Here is a 21513-nt window from a genome sequence, read left to right as displayed (position 1 = left end):
CCTTTCCTTCCCGTGAGTCGCCGACCATTCGCCAACTCCTTGATTCCGCCCCGCCCCAGCTCCATCCGAATCCCTCAATGGAATGCCGATGCGCGATTTCGTCAACGGAGAGTCTCTGCGCGAAGGTAGCCAGGGTCCACACTCAATGAGGATGCGGAATGGAATTCTCCACCGTCATTCCGGATAACTCGGCACACCTCCTCACATTCACATACGGCTGCGGTGCCATGCCTTCAATCACTCCTGGGTCAGAGACGCTTCTCTCGGATCAGAAAGAGGGGGCGCCGGGGCTTGCCCGCAGTCGCCCCACGCCTCCGCTTGGAGCTACTCCTTCAGTGCGGAAGTGAACTGCATCAGCGTCTTCTTCGCGTCCCCCAGCACCATCATCGTGTTGGGGCGCACGAAGAGCTCGTTCTCGATTCCGGCGAAGCCCGGGTTGAGCGAGCGCTTGAGCACGACACACGTCTTCGCCATGTCCGCGGAGAGGATGGGCATGCCGTAGATGGGGCTGCTCTGGTTGGAGCGCGCCGCCGGATTGACCACGTCATTCGCTCCCACCACCAGCGCCACGTCCGTCGCCGTGAAGTCGTCGTTGATGACGTCCAGGTCGAACAGGTGGTCATACGGAACGTTGGCCTCGGCCAGCAACACGTTCATGTGCCCCGGCATCCGTCCGGCCACCGGATGGATGGCGTAGCGCACGTCGCAGCCATTGGCCTGAAGGACGTTGGCCAAATCCCTCACCGCGTGCTGAGCCTGCGACACGGCCATGCCGTAGCCCGGCACGACGATGACGGAGCGGGCCGCGCGCAGCACCTCCGCGGCCTCCTCCACGCTGCCCACGTTGGGCGCCGGACCCGAGGCAGATGCGCCCTCCGTGACGGCCTTCGCCTCCGGTGCCGCGCCGAACGCGCCGAAGAGCACGTTCGCGAACGAGCGGTTCATCGCCTTGGACATCATCATGCCCAGCAGGAAGCCGGAGAAGCCGTCCAGCGCGCCGCAGATGATGAGGACGTTGTTGCCCAGCGCGAAGCCCGTCGCCGCCGCCGCCAGGCCCGCATACGAGTTGAGCAGACAGATGACCACAGGCATGTCCGCGCCACCAATGGGCAGCACCAGCAACACCCCCAGCAGCACGCCCAGCGTCGCGACGGAATAGAAGGCCCACGACGCGTCGGGCGAATAGACGAGAAAGCCAATCAGCCCCAACGTGCCGACAATCATCAGCATGTTGGAGATGTTCTGTCCCGGGTAGGTGACGGGCCGGCCGGTGATGAAGCCCTGCAGCTTCCCGAAGGCCATGATGCTTCCGGTGAACGTCAGCGCGCCGAGCGCCACCTCCAGGCCCGTGGCGGTGATTTGCAGCGTGCTCATGTGGGGACCTCCGTGCTGGAGGTACTCGACGACGCCCACGAGCCCCACCGCCAGGCCGCCGAAGGCATGCGAGAGCGCGATGCGCTCGGGCATCTTCGTCATGGGAATCCATAGGCCCATGCCCGTGCCCACCGCGGAGCCGATGAGCAGCGCCACGACAATCCACTCCCAGCGCACGATGACCTGCGTCACGCCCACGCCGTACAGCAGCGTGCCCGCGACTGCGGCCACCATGCCAATCTCCGCGAGCAGCACGCCCCGCCGGGCCGTCTGCGCGTCGCCCAAATCCTTCAGGCCCAGCACGAAGAGGATGGAGGCGCCCAGGTACAGCAGTTGGACGAACGTCTCCGTCAGGGAGAGGGTCATCGCGCGCCACCCTTCTTCTTGAACATCCGCAGCATGCGGTCGGTGATGAGGAAGCCACCCACGACGTTGATGGTGGCGGCCAGCACCGCCACCGCGCCGAGCATCGTGGACACCGTCCCGTAGTGCCCACCCGCCGCGAGCAGCGAGCCCACCAGTGAGATTCCGGAGATGGCGTTGGTGAAGGCCATCAGCGGCGTGTGCAGGAGGTGCGGCACCTTGGAGATGACCTGGTAGCCCGTGAAGGCCGCCAGGAAGAAGACGTAGAGGCCGAAGATCAGCGTCAGCGACATGTCAGCCCTCTCTCCTGGCCTGGTCCGCCATGGCCATGTCCGCGACGGCCGGGTGGACCACGTCCCCGCCCCGGGTGATGAGCATTCCCTTCACGATTTCATCCGCGACATCCAGCTTGAGCACGCCGTCCTTGTCGGTGACGTGCGCGAGCAGCTTCTCCATGTTGCGCGAGTACATCGCACTGGCATGCACCGAAATCTGGCTGGGCAGGTTGCGCTCGCCGATGACGGTGACGCCCGTCTCGGTGCGGTAGCGCTCCCCCGCGCGCGTCAGCTCGCAGTTGCCACCCTGCTCCGCCGCGATGTCCACCACCACCGAGCCACTCTTCATCCGCCGCACCATCTCCGCGGGCAGGAGCACCGGCGCGCGCCGCCCCGGCACCAGCGCCGTGGTGATGACGACGTCCGACTTCGCCACGTGCGTCGCCAGCACCTCCGCCTGCTTGCGCTTCGCCTCATCGCCCAGCTCCTTCGCGTACCCGCCGGATCCCGCCGCGTCCGCGATGTCGATGTTGACGAAGCGCGCCCCCAGGCTCTCCACCTGCTCCTTCACCACCTTGCGGACGTCGTACGCCTCCACCACCGCGCCCAGCCGCCGCGCCGTCGCGATGGCCTGCAGTCCCGCCACGCCCGCGCCCAGCACCAGCACCTTCGCGGGAGGAATGGTGCCCGCCGCCGTCATCAACATGGGGAACAGCCGGGGCAGCGCCTCCGCCGCCAGCAACACCGCGCGGTAGCCCGCGATGGTCGCCTGCGAGCTGAGCACATCCATCATCTGCGCCAACGTCGTGCGCGGAATCATGTCCACGGCCAGCAACGTCACCCGACGCTTCGCCACCTCTCGCGCCAGCGCCGGATTCGCCAGTGGGTACGCCAGGCTCACCAGCACCGAGTCCGCCTTGAGCCGGCCCAGCTCCGTCTCGTCCGGCGGCTGAATCTTGAGCAGCAGGTCGGCGGCGGCGTAGAGGGCGTCGACGCTCGACTCGACCCGGGCACCCGCGGCCCGCAGCTCGTCGTCGGAACACTCCGCGCCCAGGCCCGCACCGCTTTCGACCACCACTTCATGCTTCTTGCCGATGAGGCGTTTCACGCTCTCCGCCACGAGCGCGATCCGCCTTTCACCCGGCACCGTTTCACGGGGGATGGCGATGATCATGCGGGCGAGCATAGGCCCATCCCCTCCGCCCAATTCAATCCCAGCCAACGAAAGCCATTGCAATCCGTGTCAAGCACGGCCGCGTCACGAGTGTTCACCGTGCAAGGCGTTGTCGCGAACGTAAGGGGTTCCCCCGAGCCCCGACATCCCCCCACCCGGACGGTTCCACCCGAATCCGAGGCCCACACCGGCCCGACTCTTGCTGTCGGGGGCCGACGCACCCGTCCCCCCGTCGGATAGACTCGCCGGGAGAAAGCCACCATGCCCTTCGACCTCCGGGAAATCCTTCGCCAGTCCGAAGCCGCCTCCTCCGATGGAGGGCTCCCCACCTGGCTGAAGGAGAGCTGGAGTGACTCGGAGGGCTTCATCGCCGCGCTCGCCACCCACCACGCGGGCCGGGGTGGCCCCGCGCCGAAGAGCCGCCCGGGCCAGCACCACGACTTCTTCCATGACCTGGTCGTCCGCCACGCGGACTCCGGCGCCGCGGCCTTTCGCGCCTGGGACTCCGCGCGAGGCTGGCAGGCCCTGGGCTACCGGGAGCTGGGCGAGCGTGCGTCCCGCCGCGCCACGGAGTGGGCCGCCCAGGGCGTCAAGCCGGGCGTGAAGGTCGCGCTCGTCCATCCGCTGGGACAGGAGCTGCTCGTCTCGCTCATGGCCGCGCTGAAGCTGGGCGCGTGCATCAGCGTCCTGCCGCCCACCGGGCCCCTGTTCCTGTCGCGGAGGCTCGCGCTCCTGGAGCCCCAGCACATCTCCGCGGAGGCCCACCAGGCGCCGCTCATCAAGGGCTTCGAGAACCTCCTGCTGCGCTCCCGAGGGGACGCGGCGCCCTCGTTCGCCTCCCACACGTACCGCCCCGCCGACACGGTGGCCCTGCTGTTCTCGCCGCGAGTCGACCCGCCGGACACCCCCGTGCCCCTCAGCGCCGAGCGCGCGTGGACCGGCGCGCTGTGCGACGGGCTGCTCACCTTCGGCCTGGGCGCGGGCGACGTGCTCGCCGCGCCCGGCCTCCACTTCCTCCAGCACCAGCCCGCCCTGCTCTTCGCCTCGCTGCTGAGGGGCGCGACCTTCCTCCATCTGGAGCCCGCGGACCTGGAGCGCACCCCCGGCCTGCTGCTCGAGCACCCGCCGCGAGCGCTCGGCGTCTCTCCGGCCCTTCGGGACACGCTGACGCGCGCCCGCTCCGGGCCCCTCAAGGGCGTGGGGCACTGGTTCCGCTCCGTCGATGCCCTCCATGACTGGGAGGCCTGGCGGGAGTGGGTACGACAGTCGGAGCTGACCAGGGTGCCCCACGCGCTGGTGCTCATCGACGCGTCGGAGGGTGGCGTGGTGCTCGCGTCGCCCCGCCGCATCGGCGAGCTGAACGCGGCCATCGCCCCCGCGCCCGGGCGCCCCTGGACGTTGAAGGACCTCAACCTGAGTGGCCAGGAGGCCGCGGGCGACGTGGGCGTCTTCACGCCGCTGCCGGACAAGGACCATCCCCCCGGCCACGTCATCCTCACCCGCCAGCGCGAGCAATTCCTCTACGCCGGAACGCGCGACGTCCGCCGCGACGGCCGCATCTACCCCTCAACGGAAGTCGTGGAGGCGCTCGCCGACCTGCCGTTCTGCCAGGGGGCCTGCGTCAGCATCGCCGCGTCGGGAGGCACCGCGCAGCACACACCTCACGTCCTGCTCGTCTTCACTGGAACCGAGGACGCGGAGCGCTTCACCCAGGAGGCGGGCAACCGACGCCTGGAGATTCGCCGCCGGCTGGAGCTGCGGCTGGGCGCCGAGCACCTCCCGGACCGCATCGAGCTGTTCCCCCTTCTCCCGCACAGGACGAAGGACGGACAGGTCAACGCGGAGTGGTGCCGCTCCCAGTACCTCACGGGCGCGCTCCACCAGAAGTCGTCGGACCCCGTGTTCCAGGCCCTCACCGCGCTGAGGGGCCGCGCTCGCGAGAGCGTCCGGGGCCCCGGCGACGACGAGCGCTCCCGCTAGCGCGCGTACGCGGCGGACGCGCCCGCGTTCCCTGGCGACGCGTCCTGGCCGACCCCGCCCCCTCCCCCTTCGAGGCCCCAGAGGGAAACGGCCGGATCTGAACGCTGGCACGCGCCACGCAATGGCGTGGCTCAGCGTCTGACGTTCCATCCCGGAACCCACGACGCCCACGAGGTGCTCGCATGGGAGCCCAGGTCGTCATGGGAGCGATGCTGCAGTGCAGTTTCGGCCTCGCCCCCTCGTCGCTGGTGGTGCTGCCCACCAACAAGGTGGTCAGCCCGACGCCCGCGGCGAACGTCCTCGACAACAAGCCCCTGGTGAACATCCCTCCCTTCGGGATGTGCCAGTCGCTGGCCAACCCCACCGTGGCGGCGGCGACGGCGGCCGCGCTCGGCGTCCTCACGCCCATGCCCTGCATCCCCGCCACCGCGGCGCCCTGGGTGCCCGGCTGTCCCAAGCTGATGCTCGGCAACGCGCCCGCGCTGGAGAGCAACTCCAAGCTGATGTGCTCGTACGGCGGCGTCATCCAGGTCGTCTCCCCCGGACAGGTGAAGGTCATCGATGGCTGACCTGGCCCAAAGCCTGCCGCCCTTCGACGGCACCTTCCTGGAGCAGCCCCTGGAGGGCGAGCCTCCCCGCCTGGCACCCGGCGAAGAGCCCGACGCTCGCGTGGAGGCCGTCACGGAGGCCGTCGCCAGCGGCGACTACGCCAACGCGGCCCGCAGCGCGGAGGCCCTGCTGCGCGAGGGTCAGCGCGACACGCGGCTCGTCGGCGCCTACCTCTTCGGTGCCTTCCAGGAGCAGGGCCTGCTCGCGATGCCGGGCCTCTTCCGCTCGCTCCTCCTGGTGCTTACCACCAGCCGCGCCGCGTTCGGCCCGGAGGCCAAGCGCGACATCTTCCTGGAGAGCGGACTGCGCTGGCTGTTGCGCTCGGTGAACAAGCACCTGGCGCACAACGAGAAGAAGCAGGACGCCTCGTGGCGGCGCTGGTGCGAGGCCGACAACCGCGCGCCCATCGAAGAAGCCCTCAAGCTCTCCGAGCCCATCCTCGCCGCGATGCCCTCCGCCCTTCCCAAGAATGGCTGCGAGGAGCCCATGCGCAACCTCAGCCACTGGCTGAGGCGTCACCTGGAGGCCCTGCCCCCACCCGCGCCGCCACCCGCGCTCGCGCTCGCACCCCAGCCGCTCCCGGAGACCGCGCCCTCTCGCGACAACGCGCCCCCGGAGAAGTCCGCGCCCGCGCCCCGCGCCGAGCCAGCCGCGCCCACCGTGGGTGGCGTGCCCATCTCCGCGCCGCTCGCGCTGCTGCTTCGCAAGCTGGACGCGTTCAACACGCTGGTCGACCGCGGAGAGATGACGAAGGCGGGCGTGATTGCCGCGGACGTGCTGGCCACCGTGGAGCGGTTCGACCCGCGCGTGTACCTGCCCTCGCTCTTCACCCGCTTCTACTCCGGCCTGAGCGGCCACGCGCGCGACCTGGAGCCATTCCTGCAAGAGGCCGACTCGCTGCCCATGCGCGCGCTGGAGCAGCTCTACCGGGTGGACCTGGAAGCCTTCCTCGCCCAGCCCTCGCTGACCTCCAGAGAGGAGGACTGACGCCATGCTTGACGCCACGCCCACCTCCTCCACCCCGGCCGCCGGGGAGCCCTCCATCGAAGCGCGCATCATCGAGCGCGCCCACGAGTTCGACATCCCCGCGCTGGTGGAGCTGCTCTTCAAGGAGGGCTACGGCCCGGATGACCTGGAGCTGCGCAGCCACCGGGGCACCGTGCATGCCCCCCAGCTCGTCCACTCCATCGAGTTCGCGCGCAACCCGCGCCGCGCCATCATCACCGTCAACCTGGGACTGCTCAGCGTCCAGTCGCCCCTGCCCTCCTTCTTCCTCAAGGCGATGGAGTCGCTGCAGCACGACGCGATGGAGAGCTTCCTGGGCTACTTCGACCACCTGCTCCTGCGCGCGCGCTTCGCCGGCCTCTTCCCGGAGCGCGACGGCTCGCTCTTGCCGGGCTGGGAGGGCTCCGCCGCGCACCGCCTTCGCCTCTTGCGCCCCGCCTGTCCCTCCACGCTGCACTGGCTGTTCTCCCACGCGTACCCGGAGGCGGAGGTCCGCGTGCGGCGCGCCACCCGCCGCCAGCGCATCGACACGCGCGGCATCCAACTGGGCGGCGCGGCGCTGGGCGACGGCACCTCCATGGGCGGCTTCGCCACCGTGCCCACCGGCGGCCTCGAAGCCTGGCTGCACATGAACGAGGCCTTCTGTGGCACCGGCACTGCATGGGCCATTGAAGCGCGACGCCGGCTGCGCTCGCGCGTGTTGCCTCACCTCATCGACACACCGGTGTTCCTCACCGTGGTGCTGGTCATCAGGGACCAGCACGGACACGCCCGCGTCGAGGACTCCAGTCACCTGGGCTACGAGCCCATCATCGGCGGACCCGAGCAGTCGCGGCAGGTGGTCCTGTTCTCCGGTGACACCACGCCGACCTCACCGCCTCCGCAGTGACGCAGGACCCCGGCGCGTCCCGCCGGGTCGCAGAAAGGCCTTCCACCCGAGGGGAGTAACGTAGCCATGTCAATCCAGGAACAACTGCCCAAGTCGCGCATCACGCTCACGTACCGGACCACCATCAATGGCGAGCAGGAGGCGGTCGACCTGCCGCTGCGCATGCTGATGCTGGGAGACTTCTCGCTCGGCTCCTCCGAGGACCGGAAGGTGGACCTCGATGCGCGCAAGCTGCGCTCGGTCAACGGGCGCAACCTGAACGAGCTGATGGCGGACATGAAGATGTCCGTGAACTTCCAGGTGCCCAACCGCATCAACCCGGACGTGGAAGCCGACCTGAACGTCGAGCTGCCCATCACCAAGATGAAGTCCTTCCACCCGGACGAAATCGTCAACCACGTCCCCAAGCTCAAGGCGCTGCGGCTGCTCAAGAAGCTGCTGTTGGAGATGCAGTCCAGCATCGACAACCAGAAGGCGCTGCGGAACATGGTCTACGAGCTGTTCTCCAACAAGGAGGCGCTCAAGGCCGTCCTCGCCGAGCTGAAGGACTACGAGTCGCTGAAGCTGCCCAAGGCGATTCCCGCGAACGCCACGCCCGCCGCCAACGGCGCTGGGGCCACCACGCCCGCCGCCACGGCCCCCGCGACCGCGCCGGCCACCGTCCCCGCCACCGTGAACTCGTAAGCCGCCGCTCACGTCCACTCTATTTCCACGAAGGTAACCGTCATGGCTGAAACCTCATATCTGCCTGGGTTGTTCAAGAGCGTGCGGCTGGAGCGTCCCGTGGACGCCAAGCCGATGATCTCCGAGAAGTTCGTCCCCGCCCTCGATGAGAAGGAAGTCACCATCGAGGCGCGCTTCATGTCCTCGCTCGCCGCGCTCGTCCAGAACGTGTCCCCGGCGACGACGGATGCGGGCGACGCGGTGCGCTTCGACAAGGGCCAGGTGCTCGACGTCGTCGACCGCATCGACGCGATGATCAACGACCAGATGAACGAAATCCTCCACCACGAGCGCTTCCAGAAGATGGAGTCGGCGTGGCGGGGCCTGGAGGACCTGGTCTCCCACACCAACTTCAAGGCGAACATCGCCATCGACCTGCTGGACGCCGCGCAGGACGAGCTGGGTCAGGACTTCGAGAACAACTCCGCGGACGTGTTCGCCGGCTCGTTGTTCAACAAGGTCTACATCCAGGAGTACGACCAGTACGGCGGCCAGCCCTTCGGCGCCCTGGTGGGCCTGTACGAGTTCTCCTCCACGCCGGGCGACATCAAGTGGCTGACGCAGATGGGCAAGGTGGCCAACGCGGCGCACTGCCCGTTCATCGCCGCCGTCAGCCCCAAGTTCTTCGGCTGCGACAAGGTCGAGGAGATGGAGGCCATCAAGGACCTGGAGGGCGCGCTCGCCCACCCGCGCTACGGCAAGTGGAACGAGCTGCGCAACAGCGAGGAGGCCGCGTACCTAGGCCTGACGTTCCCCCGCTACGTGCTGCGCCTGCCCTGGCATCCGGACAAGAACCCGTGCGACGACCTCCACTTCACGGAGGATTCGCAGGGTGACTCCAACAAGTACCTCTGGGGCAACTCGTCCATCCTCTTCGCCCGCAACATGGTGAAGGCGTTCGAGAACTCCGGCTGGTGCCAGTCCATCCGCGGCCCCAAGGGCGGCGGTCTGCTCACCGGCCTTCCGGTGGACACGTTCTTCATGCGCGGCCAGGAGGAGCTCAAGGCCCCTGTGGAGATCGCCATCCCGGACTACCGCGAGTTCGAGTTCGCGCGGTGCGGCTTCATGCCGCTCGTGTACAAGAAGGGCTCCAGCGAGGCGACGTTCTTCAGCACCCAGTCCGCCAAGGTCGCCAAGCGCTTCAAGGACCCGAAGGACTCGGAGAACTCGCAGCTCGTCACGAACCTGGCGTACACGTTCTCCATCACCCGCCTGGCGCACTACGTGAAGTGCATCATGCGCGACAACATCGGCAGCACCGCCGATGCGCCCTATATCCAGCGTCAGCTCGACGCGTGGCTGGCGGGCTACGTCACGACGGTGGCAAGCCCCGATGACCTCACGGTCCGCCGCTTCCCGTTCAAGGCCACCAGCGTGGTGGTGGAGCAGCGCACGGGTGAAATCGGCTGGTACGACTGCAAGGTCGCCGTCCTGCCGCACATCCAGTTCGAAGGCCTCAACGTGGAGCTGATGCTCGAGTCCCGGCTCGGGTAGGCCCCGCTTCTCTTCACCCAACCCCCAACCATCCAGGAGTGAGTCATGCCTCAATTCGCACGTGACTTGGACGTCTATCAGGGCTTCAACTTCAAGAAGGACAAGCAGACCCCCGTGGGCTTCATCACCTCCATCACCGTGGGCGGCATCGTCCTCGTGGCGGACCAGGAGACGATCGCCGACCCGGAGCAGCCGGACAAGGCGCTGGCCACCAAGTGTGTCGGCGTCCTGAACAGCTACCTGTGGGAGACGGGCGTCACCGACGCGCTGTACCTCTCCGCGCAGATCTCCACGGCGAACAAGCAGAAGATCGCCGAGATGCTGCTGGGCACGTTCTCCAACATTGAAGTGGTGATGAAGTACGTCATCTACGAGTACGACCCGCTCGCGAAGAAGTACTTCAAGTCCAACTTCGTGGACGCGGACCTCAACGGCCTGCTGGAGAAGAACGGCGACCGGCTGAACATCAACGTGGCGGACAACGAGTCGCGTGAGGTGCAGTCGCCCAAGAACTTCACGTTCCAGATTGGCGTGAAGCCCAAGACGCTGGAGCAGTCCATCAACGTCGCGGCGGCGTCCTCGAAGAACATCGTCAAGAAGTGGGGCGTCACGGAGACGGCGTAAGCCCCTCCGCCACGAAAACAACATGCCCCCCTTCAAGCTCGCACGGGTCCGGTGGCACGTCGGCCAGACGCTGCTTCCGGAGCATTTCGAGGCCCAGGAAGAGTCGCTGGAGGCACAGGTCCGCCTCCACGCCTCGCTGTCTGGCACGCCGGGTTACGGCGTGGCGGCGATGGCCTGGAGCGAGCCGTTGCTGGCCGGTGGAAGCCTGTCCGTCTCGACGTTGACGGCGGTCACCCCGGCTGGCTTCGTGGTGGATGTGCCCGGCAACGCGGTGCTGCCGCCCTTCTCGTTGGAGGGCACGGGCCGCGCGGAGGCCACCATCTACCTGCATGTGATGGGGGACACGACGAACGCGCAGAGCGTGCGGCTGTACGCCGAAGACCCGCCAGTGGTCGAGCGGGTGATGCGGCGGCTGCGCCTGTCCGCGGAGCCGGTCCTGGACGGAGCGAAGGACACGCTCCCCCTGGCCGTCTTCCGAAGGGATACCGAGGGCGTGTGGCGGCTGGCGGAGGACCTGGTTCCTCCGCTGCTGCTCGTGGGCCCCCACCCGTTCCTCGGGGCCCTGCTGGAGCGGCTGGAGGCGCTCCTGGAGCAGTCGCGGCTGCAGCTCATCGCCCGGCTCTCCGACAGCTACCTGCGCACGGACCGGCTCAGCAATGCCCGCCGCGCGCTGTGCGAGGTGCAGCGGCTGCAAGCCCTGCTGGAGGACATGCACCGCCATGTCTCCCCGCACCCGTATGTCTTCTTCGATTCCCTGCGCCGCCTGTACTTCGAGGCGTGCTGCTACCTGGAGCTGATGCCCGACAAGTCGCTGCCCACCTACCAGCACGAGGCCCCGGGCAAGGGGCTGAGCCGCTGGGTGGAGCTGCTCACGCGCGCGCTCCAGCCGGAGGCCACCCGCGCCACGCACCGGGCCTTCACGGCGCGCGACGGCCAGTTCATCTTCTCCCCGCTGCCGCCCGAGGTCCGGGAGAGCGGCGAATTGTACCTCCTGGTCCAGCGCCGGCTGGCCGGAGAGCCGCTGCCGGTGGACGGCGTGAAGCTGGCGGGGCCCTCGCGCCTGGCCACGGTGCGCCGCATGGCCCTCAAGGGCATCGCCTTCGAACACGTGCCGCACCCGTCCTTCCCGCACGCGCTGGGCCCTGAGATTGATTGGTACAAGCTGTCCCAGGGCGAGGAGTGGCAGTTCGCGCTGCGCGAGGACGGCCTGGCCTTCTATGCCACCCCGGCGCTCCAGGGCGCCCAGGTGTCCCTCTTCTGGCGCAGGTCCTGACATGGCCCGCGCTTCCTTCCTGGACAAGTTCGCGGTCCGTGGCGACAGCCGGGGCACCGGCCGCAAGGGCTCGAATGAGCTGGAGCACGTGCTGCGCAACCTGGAGGCCGTGCTGAACACCAAGGCGGGGTACGGCTTCTTCCGCCGCGACTTCGGCCTGGGCGAGTACACGGAGAAGTACGGCACGCGCGAGCTGGTGGAGACGCTCACCCGCGAGCTGCGCGAGGAGATTGCCCACCACGAGCCGCGCCTGTCGGACGTGGAGTTGACGCTGCGCGGGCGCGACGCGGGGCTGTGGCTGCACTTCGGCCTCACGGGCACCGTGGGCGGCGAGCGCCACAAGCTGCGCCTGCGCTTCGACACCCTCAGTGCCCACGTGCGCGTGGAGGAGGAGCCATGACGACCGGCGGCTTCGACGACAAGTTGGTGGTGTCCGTCACCCTGACGGCGGGCGGCACCGCGCACGCCATTCCCGCGGGCGACGTGAAGTCCTTCGCGCTGGAGCTGCGCCCCTGGGGCTTCGAGGGCCGCGTGGAGTTCGACCTCGCGGACAACACGTCCGCGGGGGGCATGGAGACGGACGCGCTCAAGGCCGCCTTCCTCCAGCAGGACTTGATGGAGGTCCAGCTCGAGCTCAAGAGCACGTTCACCGACACCGCGAAGCAGCCGGCGCTCACGTCCCTCAAGATCAAGGGCCTGGTCTCCGAGCGCACCCTGGTGGAGATGCCCGCGACGACCGCCCCTGGCGCGCCCCTGCTGCACCGCCGCTACGGGGTGACGTTCCAGGACGCGGCCCAGCTGCTGTGGAGCCAGCACTTCCCCTGCATCCTCTACACGCAGAAGTCGATGAAGGACGTGCTGGACGCCCACAAGGGCTCGCACATCACCTTCAACTACGACTGGAGCGCGGGCCTGGACAGCACCTGCCCGCAGCTGTTCCTGGGCCTCACGCCGGAGGAAGGCGCCAGCTTCTACGACTTCCTCCTCTGGTACGTGGACACGCGCAACGGCGTGCTGGCGTACGACTACGCGGCGGGCAAGTACGCGCTGTCCACGGCCAAGGCCGCGACGGGCACGCCCGTGCAGCTGGTGGGGCCGGAGATGGACCAGGTGGCGCTGCGCTTCCCCGAGGTGGTGCGCCACGACGTGAATGTACTCAACGCGGTGGCCGAGGGCCCCGCCACCCGGCCCATCACCCAAGCGCGCGCCGTCACCGGCATCCGCCAGGACGTGCTCGTGCGCACCCCCATCGCCACGGAGGTGGACGCGCGGGTGACGCTGGAGACCGGGCGGCTCAAGCTTCGCGGCATGGAGGTCGACCTGACGTGGAGGCGCTTCCCCGCCACCGCGCTGACGCCAGGCATGCTGGTGAAGCTGCCCACGACGCAGGCCTGGGCCGCGGCGGGGCTGGGCGCCGGGCAGACGTTCCGGGTGCGCTCCATCGCGTTGCGGGGGGACGCGCTCGCGTCCTCACCGGACGCGGACCACCTGGCCAAGAGCACCGGCTTCGACTTCGCCATGCACACCGTGCTGGAGCCCCAGGCGGAGACCTGGGTGGAGCTGCCCGCCTACACCCCGCCCACCTGGCCCCGCTACGTGGAGGGACTCATCGTCAGCGAGATGGGCGAGCAGCCGCACGAGACGTGGCAGGCCTACACCGACTCGGCCACGTCGCAGGACGGCTACAAGGTGAAGATTCCCCTCTGGCAGAACCAGATTGTCACCCTCCCGTTCAACCCGAACCTCCTGCCCGGGCACTTCTACTTCCCGGCCTACAAGGGGGAGCGGGTGCTGGTGGGGCTGGACTTCCAGAAGGCCTGGCTCAAGCGCTTCCTGGACTGGCGTGACACGGCGCGCATGCCCGCGGACGGCCAGGGCACCCATCTGCTGGTGGGCAAGACGCCCGAAAACGGCACCTCCATGCGGCACTCCTATGCGGAGGGCAAGCCGGTCTTCCTCTTGCAAAGGACCAACGCCAAGGACACGGCCCGCATCGAAATCAAGGAGGGGACGCTGACCATCCGGGTGAAGGAAGAGCCCGCGTAGGCGCGCTTTGGAGGCGTGAAGGAACCATGGGAACGCTGGTCTGCACCATCGAGCTGGACAAGCAGAAGGGCATCACCGTCACGGTGGACAACGCCGACGGGCAGATTCTCCAGACGGTGACGATGGACGGCACCAGCATCACCCTCAAGGTGGCGGGCCAGACGGACACCAGCACCGTGGTGCAGAAGGCGGACAGCATCGTCGTCACCGTCAAGGACTTCAAGGTGGACGCGGAGACCATCACCCTCCTCTCCTCCAAGACGTCCGACTGGAAGAGTCAGGACACGCTGACGGTGGAGAGCACCAAGGACATGACCTTCACCTCGCAGGCGAAGCTCACGCAGAGCGCCATGCAGGACGCCAGCCTCTCCTCCTCGGCGAAAATCAACGTGGAGGCCACCCAGGCGCTGGCGATGAAGGGCATGACGGCGTCGATGCAGGCCACCGGCGGCGAGGCCAAGGTGGACGGCCTCACGCTGAAGCTGTCGGGGACGACGGAGGCCACCATGAGCGGGCTGAACGTCAAGGTGTCGGGCCAGGCCGCGCTTGACCTGGAAGCGCAGGGCATGGCCAACCTCAAGGCCTCCGGAGTCACCAGCGTGTCCGGCGCGCTGGTGAAGCTGGGTTGAGGGAGCACACCCGATGAGCGGCACCAAGGACAAGCTGCACCAGGACTTCCTCGAGGAGATGGCCTCGTTGGAGCGCTTCCGTCAGCGCTTCCACGAGCGCTACCCCGCCGCCCCCCTGGAGCGCGAGGACCCGGACGTGCGCCGCCTCATCGAGGCGATGGCGTTCTTCTCCGTGCAGACGCGGCAGGCGACGCTGCACAACCTGCGCTCCACGTGGCGGCGCCTGTTCGCGGGCTTCTTCGACTTCCTGCTGGAGCCGCTGCCCACGCGCGCCGTCGTCCAGGCGATGCCCGCGGGGAAGATGGGCGAGCCGGTGCTGCTGCCGCGCGGCACGGAGCTGCGGCTGACGCCCACGGAGGGCGAGCCCGGCATCTTCCGGCTCCAGCGTGACTTGCGCGTGCTGCCCGTCACCCTGGAGTCGACACAGGTGCGCCCCCTGGTGCGCGGCGGCCACCGGCTCATCCTCCACTTCGAGTCGCGCCACGAGCGCGCGGACGCGGTGGAGACGATGAGCCTGCACGTGCGCCACCTGGACGAGTACCTGCCGTCGCTGGCCGTGTTCCACTCGCTGCGCCAGCACCTGCGCGACGTCAGCGTGGTGTACGGCGAGCTGGCGGACGAGCACTCCACGGGCGCGAAGTGCGAGGTGTCGTTCGACCGGGAGCCGCCCGCGCCGGATGACTCGGCGAGCTTCGCGCACCCCCTGCAGCGGCTGCGCTCGTTCTTCCTCTTCCCGGAGACGGAGCTGTTCCTCCACGTCGCGGTGCCGCCCACGCGCGGCGAGTGGCGGCGCTTCAGCCTCTGCTTCGACCTGGCGCAGGAGTGGACCGTGGGCCGCTCCCTGCGGCCGGACTTCCTGGTCCCCTTCGCCGTCCCGGTGGAGAACCTGCGCGCGGAGCCCGCCCAGGTCATCACCACGGACGGCACGCGCTCCGAACACCCCATCCGCAACATGAGCGCGGGGCGCGAGCTGGCGCTGCACTCGGTGACGGGCGTGTACGAGATGACGAAGGCGGGCCTGTCCCCGCTGCGGCCCGCCCACCTGCCCGGAAAGGGCCCCGGCTACGAGGTGGAGGAGGTCCCCACCCAGCACGGCCCTTCCCCCCACCTGGTGCTGCGCATGCCGGAGGCCTTCTCCGCGCCCCGGAAGCTGCTGGTGGAGGCGCTGTGGCACCAGCCGCGCTTCGCCTCGGAGGCCCTGGGTCGGCTCACCGTGGGCGTGCCGGGGCGCCACATCGAGGGCCTGGACTGGCGGCTGGTGGGCCAGCTCCAGCCGGACCGCGAGAGCCCCCTGCGCGATGACCTGACGGCCCTCACCCAGTTGCTGGCCTGGAAGGCGCAGCCCACGCTGGGGCTGGAGGAGCTGCGCGCCGTGCTGGAGCACCTGGGCACCCCCGGCGAGGGCCCCTTCCGCCGCGTCCTTCCGCTCCTGCGGGAGCTGAGCGTGCAGCGCGTGCCGGACAGCGCCCGGCGCGGCTCGGGCCTGCGCCACGTGTACGAGGTGGTGCTGGAGCCCTTCGAGGAAGGTTTCGAACCCCTCGTGGTGTGCTTCCTGACGCGGGTACGGGAATTGCTGGACGTGTGGAACAACGAAGCGACGGTGGAGCTGCGAGCGACCATCGCCGGCGCGGGTCCCCTCGTCCTTCCGGGAGCCTCCTGACATGAAGATGTCTCACTGGAAAGCCATCCTCCTGGCCTATCGACGCGTGGAAGAGCTGCTCGAGCGGGAGCTGGGCTCACCGAGCCTGGACTCCGCCCTGCGCGAGCGGCTCTCCCCGGGCGCCATGGAGGCCATGTCGCGCGGCCTGGTCTTCGAGCTGGAGCAGCTGCGCATCCACCTGGGCGAAGGGCTGCGCTCCGACGACGTGGAGCAGGTGCTCCAGCCCTTCGCGTTCCTCGTGGACGAGAAGGTGCTCGGCCGGCTGGCGAATGACGACGCGCAGCACTGGCCGCTCTTGCAGCTCAAGGCCTTCGGCGTGGACTCCGGCGGCGACCTCTTCTTCGACCTGGCCGACGCGGGCCTGCGCAAGCAGGACACGCCGCCCTTGCTCTTCGAGATGCTGCACTTCTGCCTCACCGCGGGCTTCGTGGGCCGGCACGTGGGCCACCCCGCCCGGCTTCGCGACTACCGCGAGCAGCTGGTGGCCCGCATCCCCCAGCCGCACGCCGTCGCGCCGGAGGTCACCACCGAGGACATGGGCCCCCCGCCCACCCTCTACGACTTCCCCTGGCGCTACTACGCCGTGACGATGTCCATCATCGTCGCGGTCCCCGTGCTGCTCTGGCACCTGTCCAACTGAGAGCCACCCCATGAATCCGCCGCCCCCCGCGTCACGAATGGACGCGAGCGCGTCCCGGAAGGCCATGGCCGAGCTGGTGGAGCGGCTGGAGCAGGTCGTCACTTCGTCCCTGGGAAGCCTCGCGGAGGGCACCCGCCCCCTGCTGGACGTGCTTCGTGAGGGGGCCCGTGCCCTGGAACCCGGCCCTGGCGGCGCCCGGCTCTCCCCGAAGGAGCGGGAGGCATGGGGCGTGCAACTGGAGGCGACATTGGAGCGACTGGAGGACGTCCTCGAAGGACTCCAGCTCGCGGCCCGCGCGAAAGCGGGCGGGAAGAGGGATTGAGTCATGGCGGGCGAGAAGACCCCTATCGCCGCGGCCGCGAGCGCTGCGGCGAACGCGAGTCCTGCGACGGTGGAAGCAGCGAAGCCCTATCTGACCTGGGTGTTGATAGGTCTGGCGGTGCTGCTCGCCGTGGCCCTCGTCGTGGGGCTGGTGTGGTGGTGGCGCAAGCGGCGCCGCGCCGCGCCGCAGGTGGAGCCGCGCAGGAAGCTGGACGCGAACGCGCTGGTGCGCATCCGCAAGCAGTTCCTGAGCGCGCTGCCGTGGCGCTACCGCGTGGCGGTGATGGACTTCCCCACGGTGGTGGTGTTCGGCCCCGCGGGCGCCGGCAAGACGACGCTCATCGACCTGGAGGTGGACTGGCGGCGGCAGGAGCGGCAGTTCATGCCCAGCTTCACCTCGGACCCGCTGCTGCAGATCTTCCTGGGGCCCGACAAGATCGTGCAGGAGGTCTCCGCGTCCTTGCTGGAGGATGACACCCAGGAGGCGCGCCGCGCGCTGCGGCGCCTGTGGGAGGCGAGCTTCCGACGGCAGAAGGGCCGGGTCGCCATCGCGCTGGACGCACGCTGGCTGGCGGAGACTCCGCCGGACGAAGTGCGCCGGGTCATCCAGCTGGTGCGCGGGAAGATCAACCTGCTCTCCGAGGTGTGCAAGGGCGCCGTGGAGACGCGGCTGTGCCTGACGCACATGGATGCGATGGTGGGCTTCCCGGACTTCGCCCAGCTCTTGCGCAGCCATGGCATTCCCCTGCACTGGGACGTGCCGCCGCCGGGTGAGGAGGCGAAGCTGGCCGCGGGCCTCCAGCCGATGGAGCAGTACTTCGCGCTCGGGCTCGTGTCGCTGTCGGTGGAGGCCTTCAGCCGGCTGGAGGAGTTCTACGCGCGCGGTGGCGAGTCCTTCGCGGCGCTCTCGCGCTTCGTCACCGGGCTGTGGGAAGGCGGCACGCTGTCGTATCGCCCGGAGCTGTCGCGGGTGTACCTGTCGTCGCCCATGCCGGAGGCGCGCTCCACGGGCGTGTTCGCCATCGCCCCGGAGAAGCGAAACATCGAGCTGCGCGCGCGCTACCGCGGCAAGCACCTGAGCCGCTGCGCGCTGCTGCTCGCGGTGGGCTGTCTGCCGGTGCTCGGGGCCTACGGGAACTTCTACAAGAAGCTGGAGGAAGCCCAGCGGCACATGGAGGACTTCGAGGCGACGGTGCAGCGGCTGGGGCAGCAGCACCTGACGGCGTCGGGCGAAGTCGTGGTGGACAAGGGTCAGGGCGCGATGCAGTCCATGGACACGCTGCTGGCCGCGGCGCGCTACTTCCCGCTCTTGAGCCACAGCTTCCTCGACGAGCAGGAGGTGCTGAGAGATCAGCTCGCCAACACCGTCCGGCTCTCGTACCTCAAGCCGCTGTTGGAGAGCTGCCAGGAGCAGTGCCAGCGCTGCGGCACGCTCATCCCCGGCTGCGCGCCGGCGGAGCTGGTGGGCAACCGCTCGCGCTGGGCGCCGACGCACTCGGACGAGCGCTGCGAGCGCGAGACGCTGTGCCGCCCGGAGCAGATGCTGCACGTCATGGCGGTGACGCGCGCCTCTCGCGGCGACGACATGGGCCGCTTCATCCTGTCCGGACTGGACGTGCAGTACCGCAAGCGCTGGAACTGGGCCGCGGACTCCCTGGGCTTCATCGGGACGCACGCCGCCGCGAAGGAATCCAACTGGATGCAGGCCACCAAGCTGCGCGAGGAGGTGGTGGGCGACTACATCATCTCCAGCGACCAGGCGTGGCGCGCGGGGATGCAGGCGCAGGGGCAGTTGCCGTGGATGCGCTGGCCCTACGAGTGGCTGACGGAGGAAAGCTACCTGGGCCCGTGGCGTGACCACCTCCAGCGGCTCCAGCTGGTGATGGGCGCCAGCGAGCTGGACCTGGAGCAGTGGCGGGTGCTGACCAGTGAGCGCAAGCGACTCCAGATAACCCTGGCCCAGAGCGTCGCGTACACGTCCGCGCGCAAGATGCTCGCGCTGCTGGACGCGTCGGGCGCGCCGGAGAGCCAGGCGACGCTCAAGGGCGTGGAGAGCACGCTCGACTCGATTGACTGGCACCGCGAGCACGAGCCGATGCTGGCCGCGGTGCTGCGCATGGAGGAGGAGATCGACGCGGGACTGAAGGCGGCCGCGGAGATGTCCACCGCGGAGCTGCTGACGCGCACCGGGGGCCTCTTCGTGCCCACCAACGGGGATGCGCGCCTGGAGGTGCGGGTGCTGCAGCAGTCGTTCGAGTTCCGCCCGAAGGAGCTGTCCCGCGTGCTGCTGGACAAGCTTCTGCGGCAGATGGAGCAGGGCCAGCGGCCGTTCCAAAGGCAGACGGTGCGCCTGCCGGCGGGCGCGGTGGCCTCCGCGTCGGAGATGGGGATGGGCATGTCCATGGAGGACGCGATGGACATGGGCCGGGTGGACACCCTGCCCTCGCGCCATGGCTCGGAGTGGCTGACCTTCGAGACGGACATCCGGCCGCTGGTGGACGAGTTCACCATCCGCATGACGGACTCGAAGCTGTCTCGCGCGGAGGCCGCGCAGCGCCAGGGCTATGTGCTGAAGAAGGTCTCCAACTTCGGACAGCGCTACCGCCAGGACCTCCTGGTGAAGTACCGCGACTACCGCTTCACCGCGTTGACGACGTCGCTGGCCTCGGAGCTGTCGGCGGTGACGCAGCCGACGTCGGAGCTGGTGTCGATGCTGCGCGAGGTCGCCACGGGGGCGGGCATCGGCCCCATGGAGGGCCCGTACTACGAGCCGCTCCGGCAGGAGCTGTCCGCGTTCCGGCCCATCGTGCAGCTCATGACGCCGGACAAGGACGGCCAGACGGCGCAGCTCGCCGCCTATCTCTTGCTGGTGTCGCAGTTGCACACGGAGGTGTCGGGCTTCAACGCGGCGCCGGTGCTGGGAGAGCGCGTGGTCGTTCCCGCGTCGCTGCGCGCCGCGGGCGAGGAAGTGCCCGCGTCGACGGAGGAAGGCGGCCGGCAGCTCACGGACCTGCTCTCGCCGCTGGGCCGCGTGGGCCTGTCGATGCTGCTGGACGATGAAGGCTCCTACCTGCGCCGCGTGGATGCGTGGCTGGACAAGCAGGGCATCCTCGGGGAGCTGCGCCGGCCGTTCCGCGAGCCCTTCCTGATGACGCGAGAGCTGGGCCGGGCCGAGCTGGAGCGCGTGCTGGAGGAGCAGTGGGAGTGGCGCTTCCGGACGCTGCTCACGCCCCTCTTGCGGCGCTATCCGTTCGCCGTGGAGGCGAGCCAGGAGCTGGACCCCACGGAGCTGGAGGTGCTCAAGCGCAAGGACGGCGCCTTCTGGCAGTTCGTCAACCAGATGCTGTCGCCGGTGGTGGAGGAGCGCGGCACGGAGTGGATGCTGCGCCGGGCGCTGCGTCAGCAGCTGTCCGTCCCCCCGCGAATGCTGGCGATGCTCGGGCGGCTTTCGAAGCTGGCGAAGCTGCTCTGGAATGACGAGGGCAAGCCCCAGGCGCTGATGCTCCAGGTGCGTCCGCTGCCGCTGCCGCCGTCGGGCGAGAACGGCTTCGTCACCATGTCCTTCCTGAAGTGCGGCGCGGCGGCGGCCTTCGGCTTCAACCAGACGCCCGCGTGGCAGGACTTCGCGCTGGCGTGGTGGGAGCCGCGGTCGGCGTCGGTGGGTGTCGAGCTGCGGGTGCCGGGGCGCGAGGGCAAGCGGTATCGCTCCACCGAGTTGTCGCGCTCGTCGTGGAACTGCTTCCGCATCCTGGATTCCGCCACGTTCGACGCCGAGCACAACGCCATCTGGCCGCTGCCGGGTCCGGATGGCTCGGAGCACTCGGAGATCCGCTTGCGCTTCGGCATGCGCGGTGGGCCGTGGACGCTGTTCCAGGAGGTGACGCGATGAGCGCGACGAAGGGGCCGTGGCTGGTGATGCTGGCGCTCGCGCTGGGCACGGTGGCCTGCGCGCCGACGCACCTAACCATCAACGTGAAGTCGCCGCCCGGGACGAACCAGGGACGGCCGATGCACATGCTGGTGCGCGCGGTGGATTCGCAGCGATACATGACGGAGTTCTACGCCGACGTGGCCGAGCGCGTGGTCCACCCGGATGACTCGGTGGTGCAGACGCTCGTCGTCTATCCCGGCGAGAAGACGCAGACGAAGGTGAAGATTCCGGAGGAGTCGCCGCTGGCCATCTCCTTCCTCTTCACCACGCCGGACGGGGCCTGGCAGGTGCTGCTGGACACGCCCATTCCGGGGCGCGTGGATATCGAGCTGGAAGAGAGCCGCATCCGCACGGACGCTCCGAAGAAGAAGCGCGCCCCCAAGGGCGAGGGGTCCAAGGTCGAACCCCCGAAAGTGGAACCGCCCAAGGTCGAGCCGCCCAAGGTGGAGGGCCCGAAAATCGAGGCCCCCTCCGCCGGGAAGTAGTCCAAAGGCGTCCCGTGC

Annotated in this window: 19 protein-coding genes; 16 read left to right on the top strand and 3 right to left on the bottom strand. The window is 69.0% G+C overall.

Annotated elements, in window-relative coordinates:
* Positions 1–324: 324 nt before the first annotated feature.
* From HUA76_RS21975 to HUA76_RS21965, 3 genes are read right to left on the bottom strand one after another with little or no spacing between them, the layout of a single operon-like run.
* Positions 325–1740 (bottom strand): NAD(P)(+) transhydrogenase (Re/Si-specific) subunit beta, encoded by a 1416-nt coding sequence (locus HUA76_RS21975; protein WP_141646316.1) that lies wholly within the window; start codon positions 1738–1740, stop codon positions 325–327.
* Entirely contained in the window at positions 1737–2030 is a 294-nt protein-coding gene (locus tag HUA76_RS21970; protein WP_141646315.1) for an NAD(P) transhydrogenase subunit alpha, read from the bottom strand. The genes HUA76_RS21975 and HUA76_RS21970 overlap by 4 nt, the downstream gene beginning before the upstream one ends.
* A 1-nt stretch (position 2031) precedes the next feature.
* A complete protein-coding gene (locus HUA76_RS21965) occupies positions 2032–3198 on the bottom strand; it encodes a Re/Si-specific NAD(P)(+) transhydrogenase subunit alpha (protein WP_254614362.1) in 1167 nt (388 codons plus the stop codon).
* Positions 3199–3447: 249 nt separating this feature from the next.
* Here HUA76_RS21965 and HUA76_RS21960 point away from each other — a divergent pair, with 249 nt between their 5' ends.
* The 16 genes from HUA76_RS21960 to HUA76_RS21885 all read left to right on the top strand — a co-directional run bounded on the left by HUA76_RS21960 (position 3448) and on the right by HUA76_RS21885 (position 21495).
* Entirely contained in the window at positions 3448–5166 is a 1719-nt protein-coding gene (locus HUA76_RS21960) for an AMP-binding protein (protein ID WP_174461953.1), read from the top strand.
* A gap of 182 nt (positions 5167–5348) precedes the next feature.
* Positions 5349–5735 carry a DUF4280 domain-containing protein gene (locus HUA76_RS21955; RefSeq protein ID WP_141646313.1) on the top strand — a complete coding sequence of 129 codons (387 nt, stop codon included), beginning with the start codon at positions 5349–5351 and terminating at the stop codon, positions 5733–5735.
* Positions 5728–6762 carry a type VI secretion system protein IglI family protein gene (locus tag HUA76_RS21950; protein WP_174461952.1) on the top strand — a complete coding sequence of 345 codons (1035 nt, stop codon included), beginning with the start codon at positions 5728–5730 and terminating at the stop codon, positions 6760–6762. Before HUA76_RS21955 ends, HUA76_RS21950 begins: the two co-directional genes overlap by 8 nt.
* Before the next feature lie 4 nt (positions 6763–6766).
* On the top strand, positions 6767–7669 hold the full coding sequence (locus tag HUA76_RS21945) for a type VI secretion system baseplate subunit TssG (protein ID WP_141642941.1): 903 nt from the start codon (positions 6767–6769) through the stop codon (positions 7667–7669).
* A gap of 66 nt (positions 7670–7735) precedes the next feature.
* Positions 7736–8353 carry a type VI secretion system contractile sheath small subunit gene (gene tssB / locus HUA76_RS21940; RefSeq protein ID WP_141642940.1) on the top strand — a complete coding sequence of 206 codons (618 nt, stop codon included), beginning with the start codon at positions 7736–7738 and terminating at the stop codon, positions 8351–8353.
* Positions 8354–8395: 42 nt separating this feature from the next.
* Positions 8396–9886, top strand: coding sequence for a type VI secretion system contractile sheath large subunit (gene tssC / locus HUA76_RS21935; protein ID WP_141642939.1), 1491 nt, complete (start codon positions 8396–8398; stop codon positions 9884–9886).
* Between the two features lie 45 nt (positions 9887–9931).
* A complete protein-coding gene (locus HUA76_RS21930) occupies positions 9932–10510 on the top strand; it encodes a hypothetical protein (protein ID WP_141642938.1) in 579 nt (192 codons plus the stop codon).
* 22 nt (positions 10511–10532) lie between these two features.
* On the top strand, positions 10533–11783 hold the full coding sequence (tssK, locus tag HUA76_RS21925; RefSeq protein WP_141642937.1) for a type VI secretion system baseplate subunit TssK: 1251 nt from the start codon (positions 10533–10535) through the stop codon (positions 11781–11783).
* A 1-nt stretch (position 11784) separates the two neighbouring features.
* Positions 11785–12183 carry a GPW/gp25 family protein gene (locus tag HUA76_RS21920; RefSeq protein ID WP_174461951.1) on the top strand — a complete coding sequence of 133 codons (399 nt, stop codon included), beginning with the start codon at positions 11785–11787 and terminating at the stop codon, positions 12181–12183.
* Positions 12180–13829, top strand: a complete 1650-nt coding sequence (locus HUA76_RS21915; RefSeq protein ID WP_174461950.1) for a hypothetical protein — start codon at positions 12180–12182, stop codon at positions 13827–13829. Before HUA76_RS21920 ends, HUA76_RS21915 begins: the two co-directional genes overlap by 4 nt.
* 26 nt (positions 13830–13855) lie before the next feature.
* Positions 13856–14458 carry a hypothetical protein gene (locus HUA76_RS21910; RefSeq protein WP_174461949.1) on the top strand — a complete coding sequence of 201 codons (603 nt, stop codon included), beginning with the start codon at positions 13856–13858 and terminating at the stop codon, positions 14456–14458.
* A 13-nt stretch (positions 14459–14471) separates the two neighbouring features.
* A complete protein-coding gene (locus HUA76_RS21905) occupies positions 14472–16118 on the top strand; it encodes a type VI secretion system baseplate subunit TssF (protein WP_141642933.1) in 1647 nt (548 codons plus the stop codon).
* A gap of 1 nt (position 16119) precedes the next feature.
* Positions 16120–16758, top strand: coding sequence for a DotU family type IV/VI secretion system protein (locus tag HUA76_RS21900; RefSeq protein WP_174461948.1), 639 nt, complete (start codon positions 16120–16122; stop codon positions 16756–16758).
* 10 nt (positions 16759–16768) lie between these two features.
* Positions 16769–17080, top strand: coding sequence for a hypothetical protein (locus tag HUA76_RS21895; RefSeq protein WP_246137192.1), 312 nt, complete (start codon positions 16769–16771; stop codon positions 17078–17080).
* A gap of 3 nt (positions 17081–17083) precedes the next feature.
* Positions 17084–20968 (top strand): type VI secretion IcmF C-terminal domain-containing protein, encoded by a 3885-nt coding sequence (locus HUA76_RS21890; RefSeq protein WP_174461947.1) that lies wholly within the window; start codon positions 17084–17086, stop codon positions 20966–20968.
* Complete coding sequence (locus HUA76_RS21885; protein ID WP_141642930.1) at positions 20965–21495, top strand: hypothetical protein; 531 nt, start codon at positions 20965–20967, stop codon at positions 21493–21495. The genes HUA76_RS21890 and HUA76_RS21885 overlap by 4 nt, the downstream gene beginning before the upstream one ends.
* Positions 21496–21513 lie beyond the last annotated feature (18 nt).

Origin of the sequence: Myxococcus sp. CA056 (genome assembly GCF_013336715.1) — a bacterium.
Lineage (GTDB): Bacteria > Myxococcota > Myxococcia > Myxococcales > Myxococcaceae > Myxococcus > Myxococcus llanfairpwllgwyngyllgogerychwyrndrobwllllantysiliogogogochensis.
The sequence above is the reverse complement of the archived record's forward strand: the minus strand, read 5'-3'. Positions and strand labels throughout refer to the sequence as shown.

Coding starts and splice junctions, on each gene's coding strand:
- HUA76_RS21975 (WP_141646316.1), bottom strand. CDS start 1,740: ATGACCCTCTCCCTGACGGAGACGTTCGTCCAACTGCTGTACCTGGGC.
- HUA76_RS21970 (WP_141646315.1), bottom strand. CDS start 2,030: ATGTCGCTGACGCTGATCTTCGGCCTCTACGTCTTCTTCCTGGCGGCC.
- HUA76_RS21965 (WP_254614362.1), bottom strand. CDS start 3,198: ATGCTCGCCCGCATGATCATCGCCATCCCCCGTGAAACGGTGCCGGGT.
- HUA76_RS21960 (WP_174461953.1), top strand. CDS start 3,448: ATGCCCTTCGACCTCCGGGAAATCCTTCGCCAGTCCGAAGCCGCCTCC.
- HUA76_RS21955 (WP_141646313.1), top strand. CDS start 5,349: ATGGGAGCCCAGGTCGTCATGGGAGCGATGCTGCAGTGCAGTTTCGGC.
- HUA76_RS21950 (WP_174461952.1), top strand. CDS start 5,728: ATGGCTGACCTGGCCCAAAGCCTGCCGCCCTTCGACGGCACCTTCCTG.
- HUA76_RS21945 (WP_141642941.1), top strand. CDS start 6,767: ATGCTTGACGCCACGCCCACCTCCTCCACCCCGGCCGCCGGGGAGCCC.
- tssB (WP_141642940.1), top strand. CDS start 7,736: ATGTCAATCCAGGAACAACTGCCCAAGTCGCGCATCACGCTCACGTAC.
- tssC (WP_141642939.1), top strand. CDS start 8,396: ATGGCTGAAACCTCATATCTGCCTGGGTTGTTCAAGAGCGTGCGGCTG.
- HUA76_RS21930 (WP_141642938.1), top strand. CDS start 9,932: ATGCCTCAATTCGCACGTGACTTGGACGTCTATCAGGGCTTCAACTTC.
- tssK (WP_141642937.1), top strand. CDS start 10,533: ATGCCCCCCTTCAAGCTCGCACGGGTCCGGTGGCACGTCGGCCAGACG.
- HUA76_RS21920 (WP_174461951.1), top strand. CDS start 11,785: ATGGCCCGCGCTTCCTTCCTGGACAAGTTCGCGGTCCGTGGCGACAGC.
- HUA76_RS21915 (WP_174461950.1), top strand. CDS start 12,180: ATGACGACCGGCGGCTTCGACGACAAGTTGGTGGTGTCCGTCACCCTG.
- HUA76_RS21910 (WP_174461949.1), top strand. CDS start 13,856: ATGGGAACGCTGGTCTGCACCATCGAGCTGGACAAGCAGAAGGGCATC.
- HUA76_RS21905 (WP_141642933.1), top strand. CDS start 14,472: ATGAGCGGCACCAAGGACAAGCTGCACCAGGACTTCCTCGAGGAGATG.
- HUA76_RS21900 (WP_174461948.1), top strand. CDS start 16,120: ATGAAGATGTCTCACTGGAAAGCCATCCTCCTGGCCTATCGACGCGTG.
- HUA76_RS21895 (WP_246137192.1), top strand. CDS start 16,769: ATGAATCCGCCGCCCCCCGCGTCACGAATGGACGCGAGCGCGTCCCGG.
- HUA76_RS21890 (WP_174461947.1), top strand. CDS start 17,084: ATGGCGGGCGAGAAGACCCCTATCGCCGCGGCCGCGAGCGCTGCGGCG.
- HUA76_RS21885 (WP_141642930.1), top strand. CDS start 20,965: ATGAGCGCGACGAAGGGGCCGTGGCTGGTGATGCTGGCGCTCGCGCTG.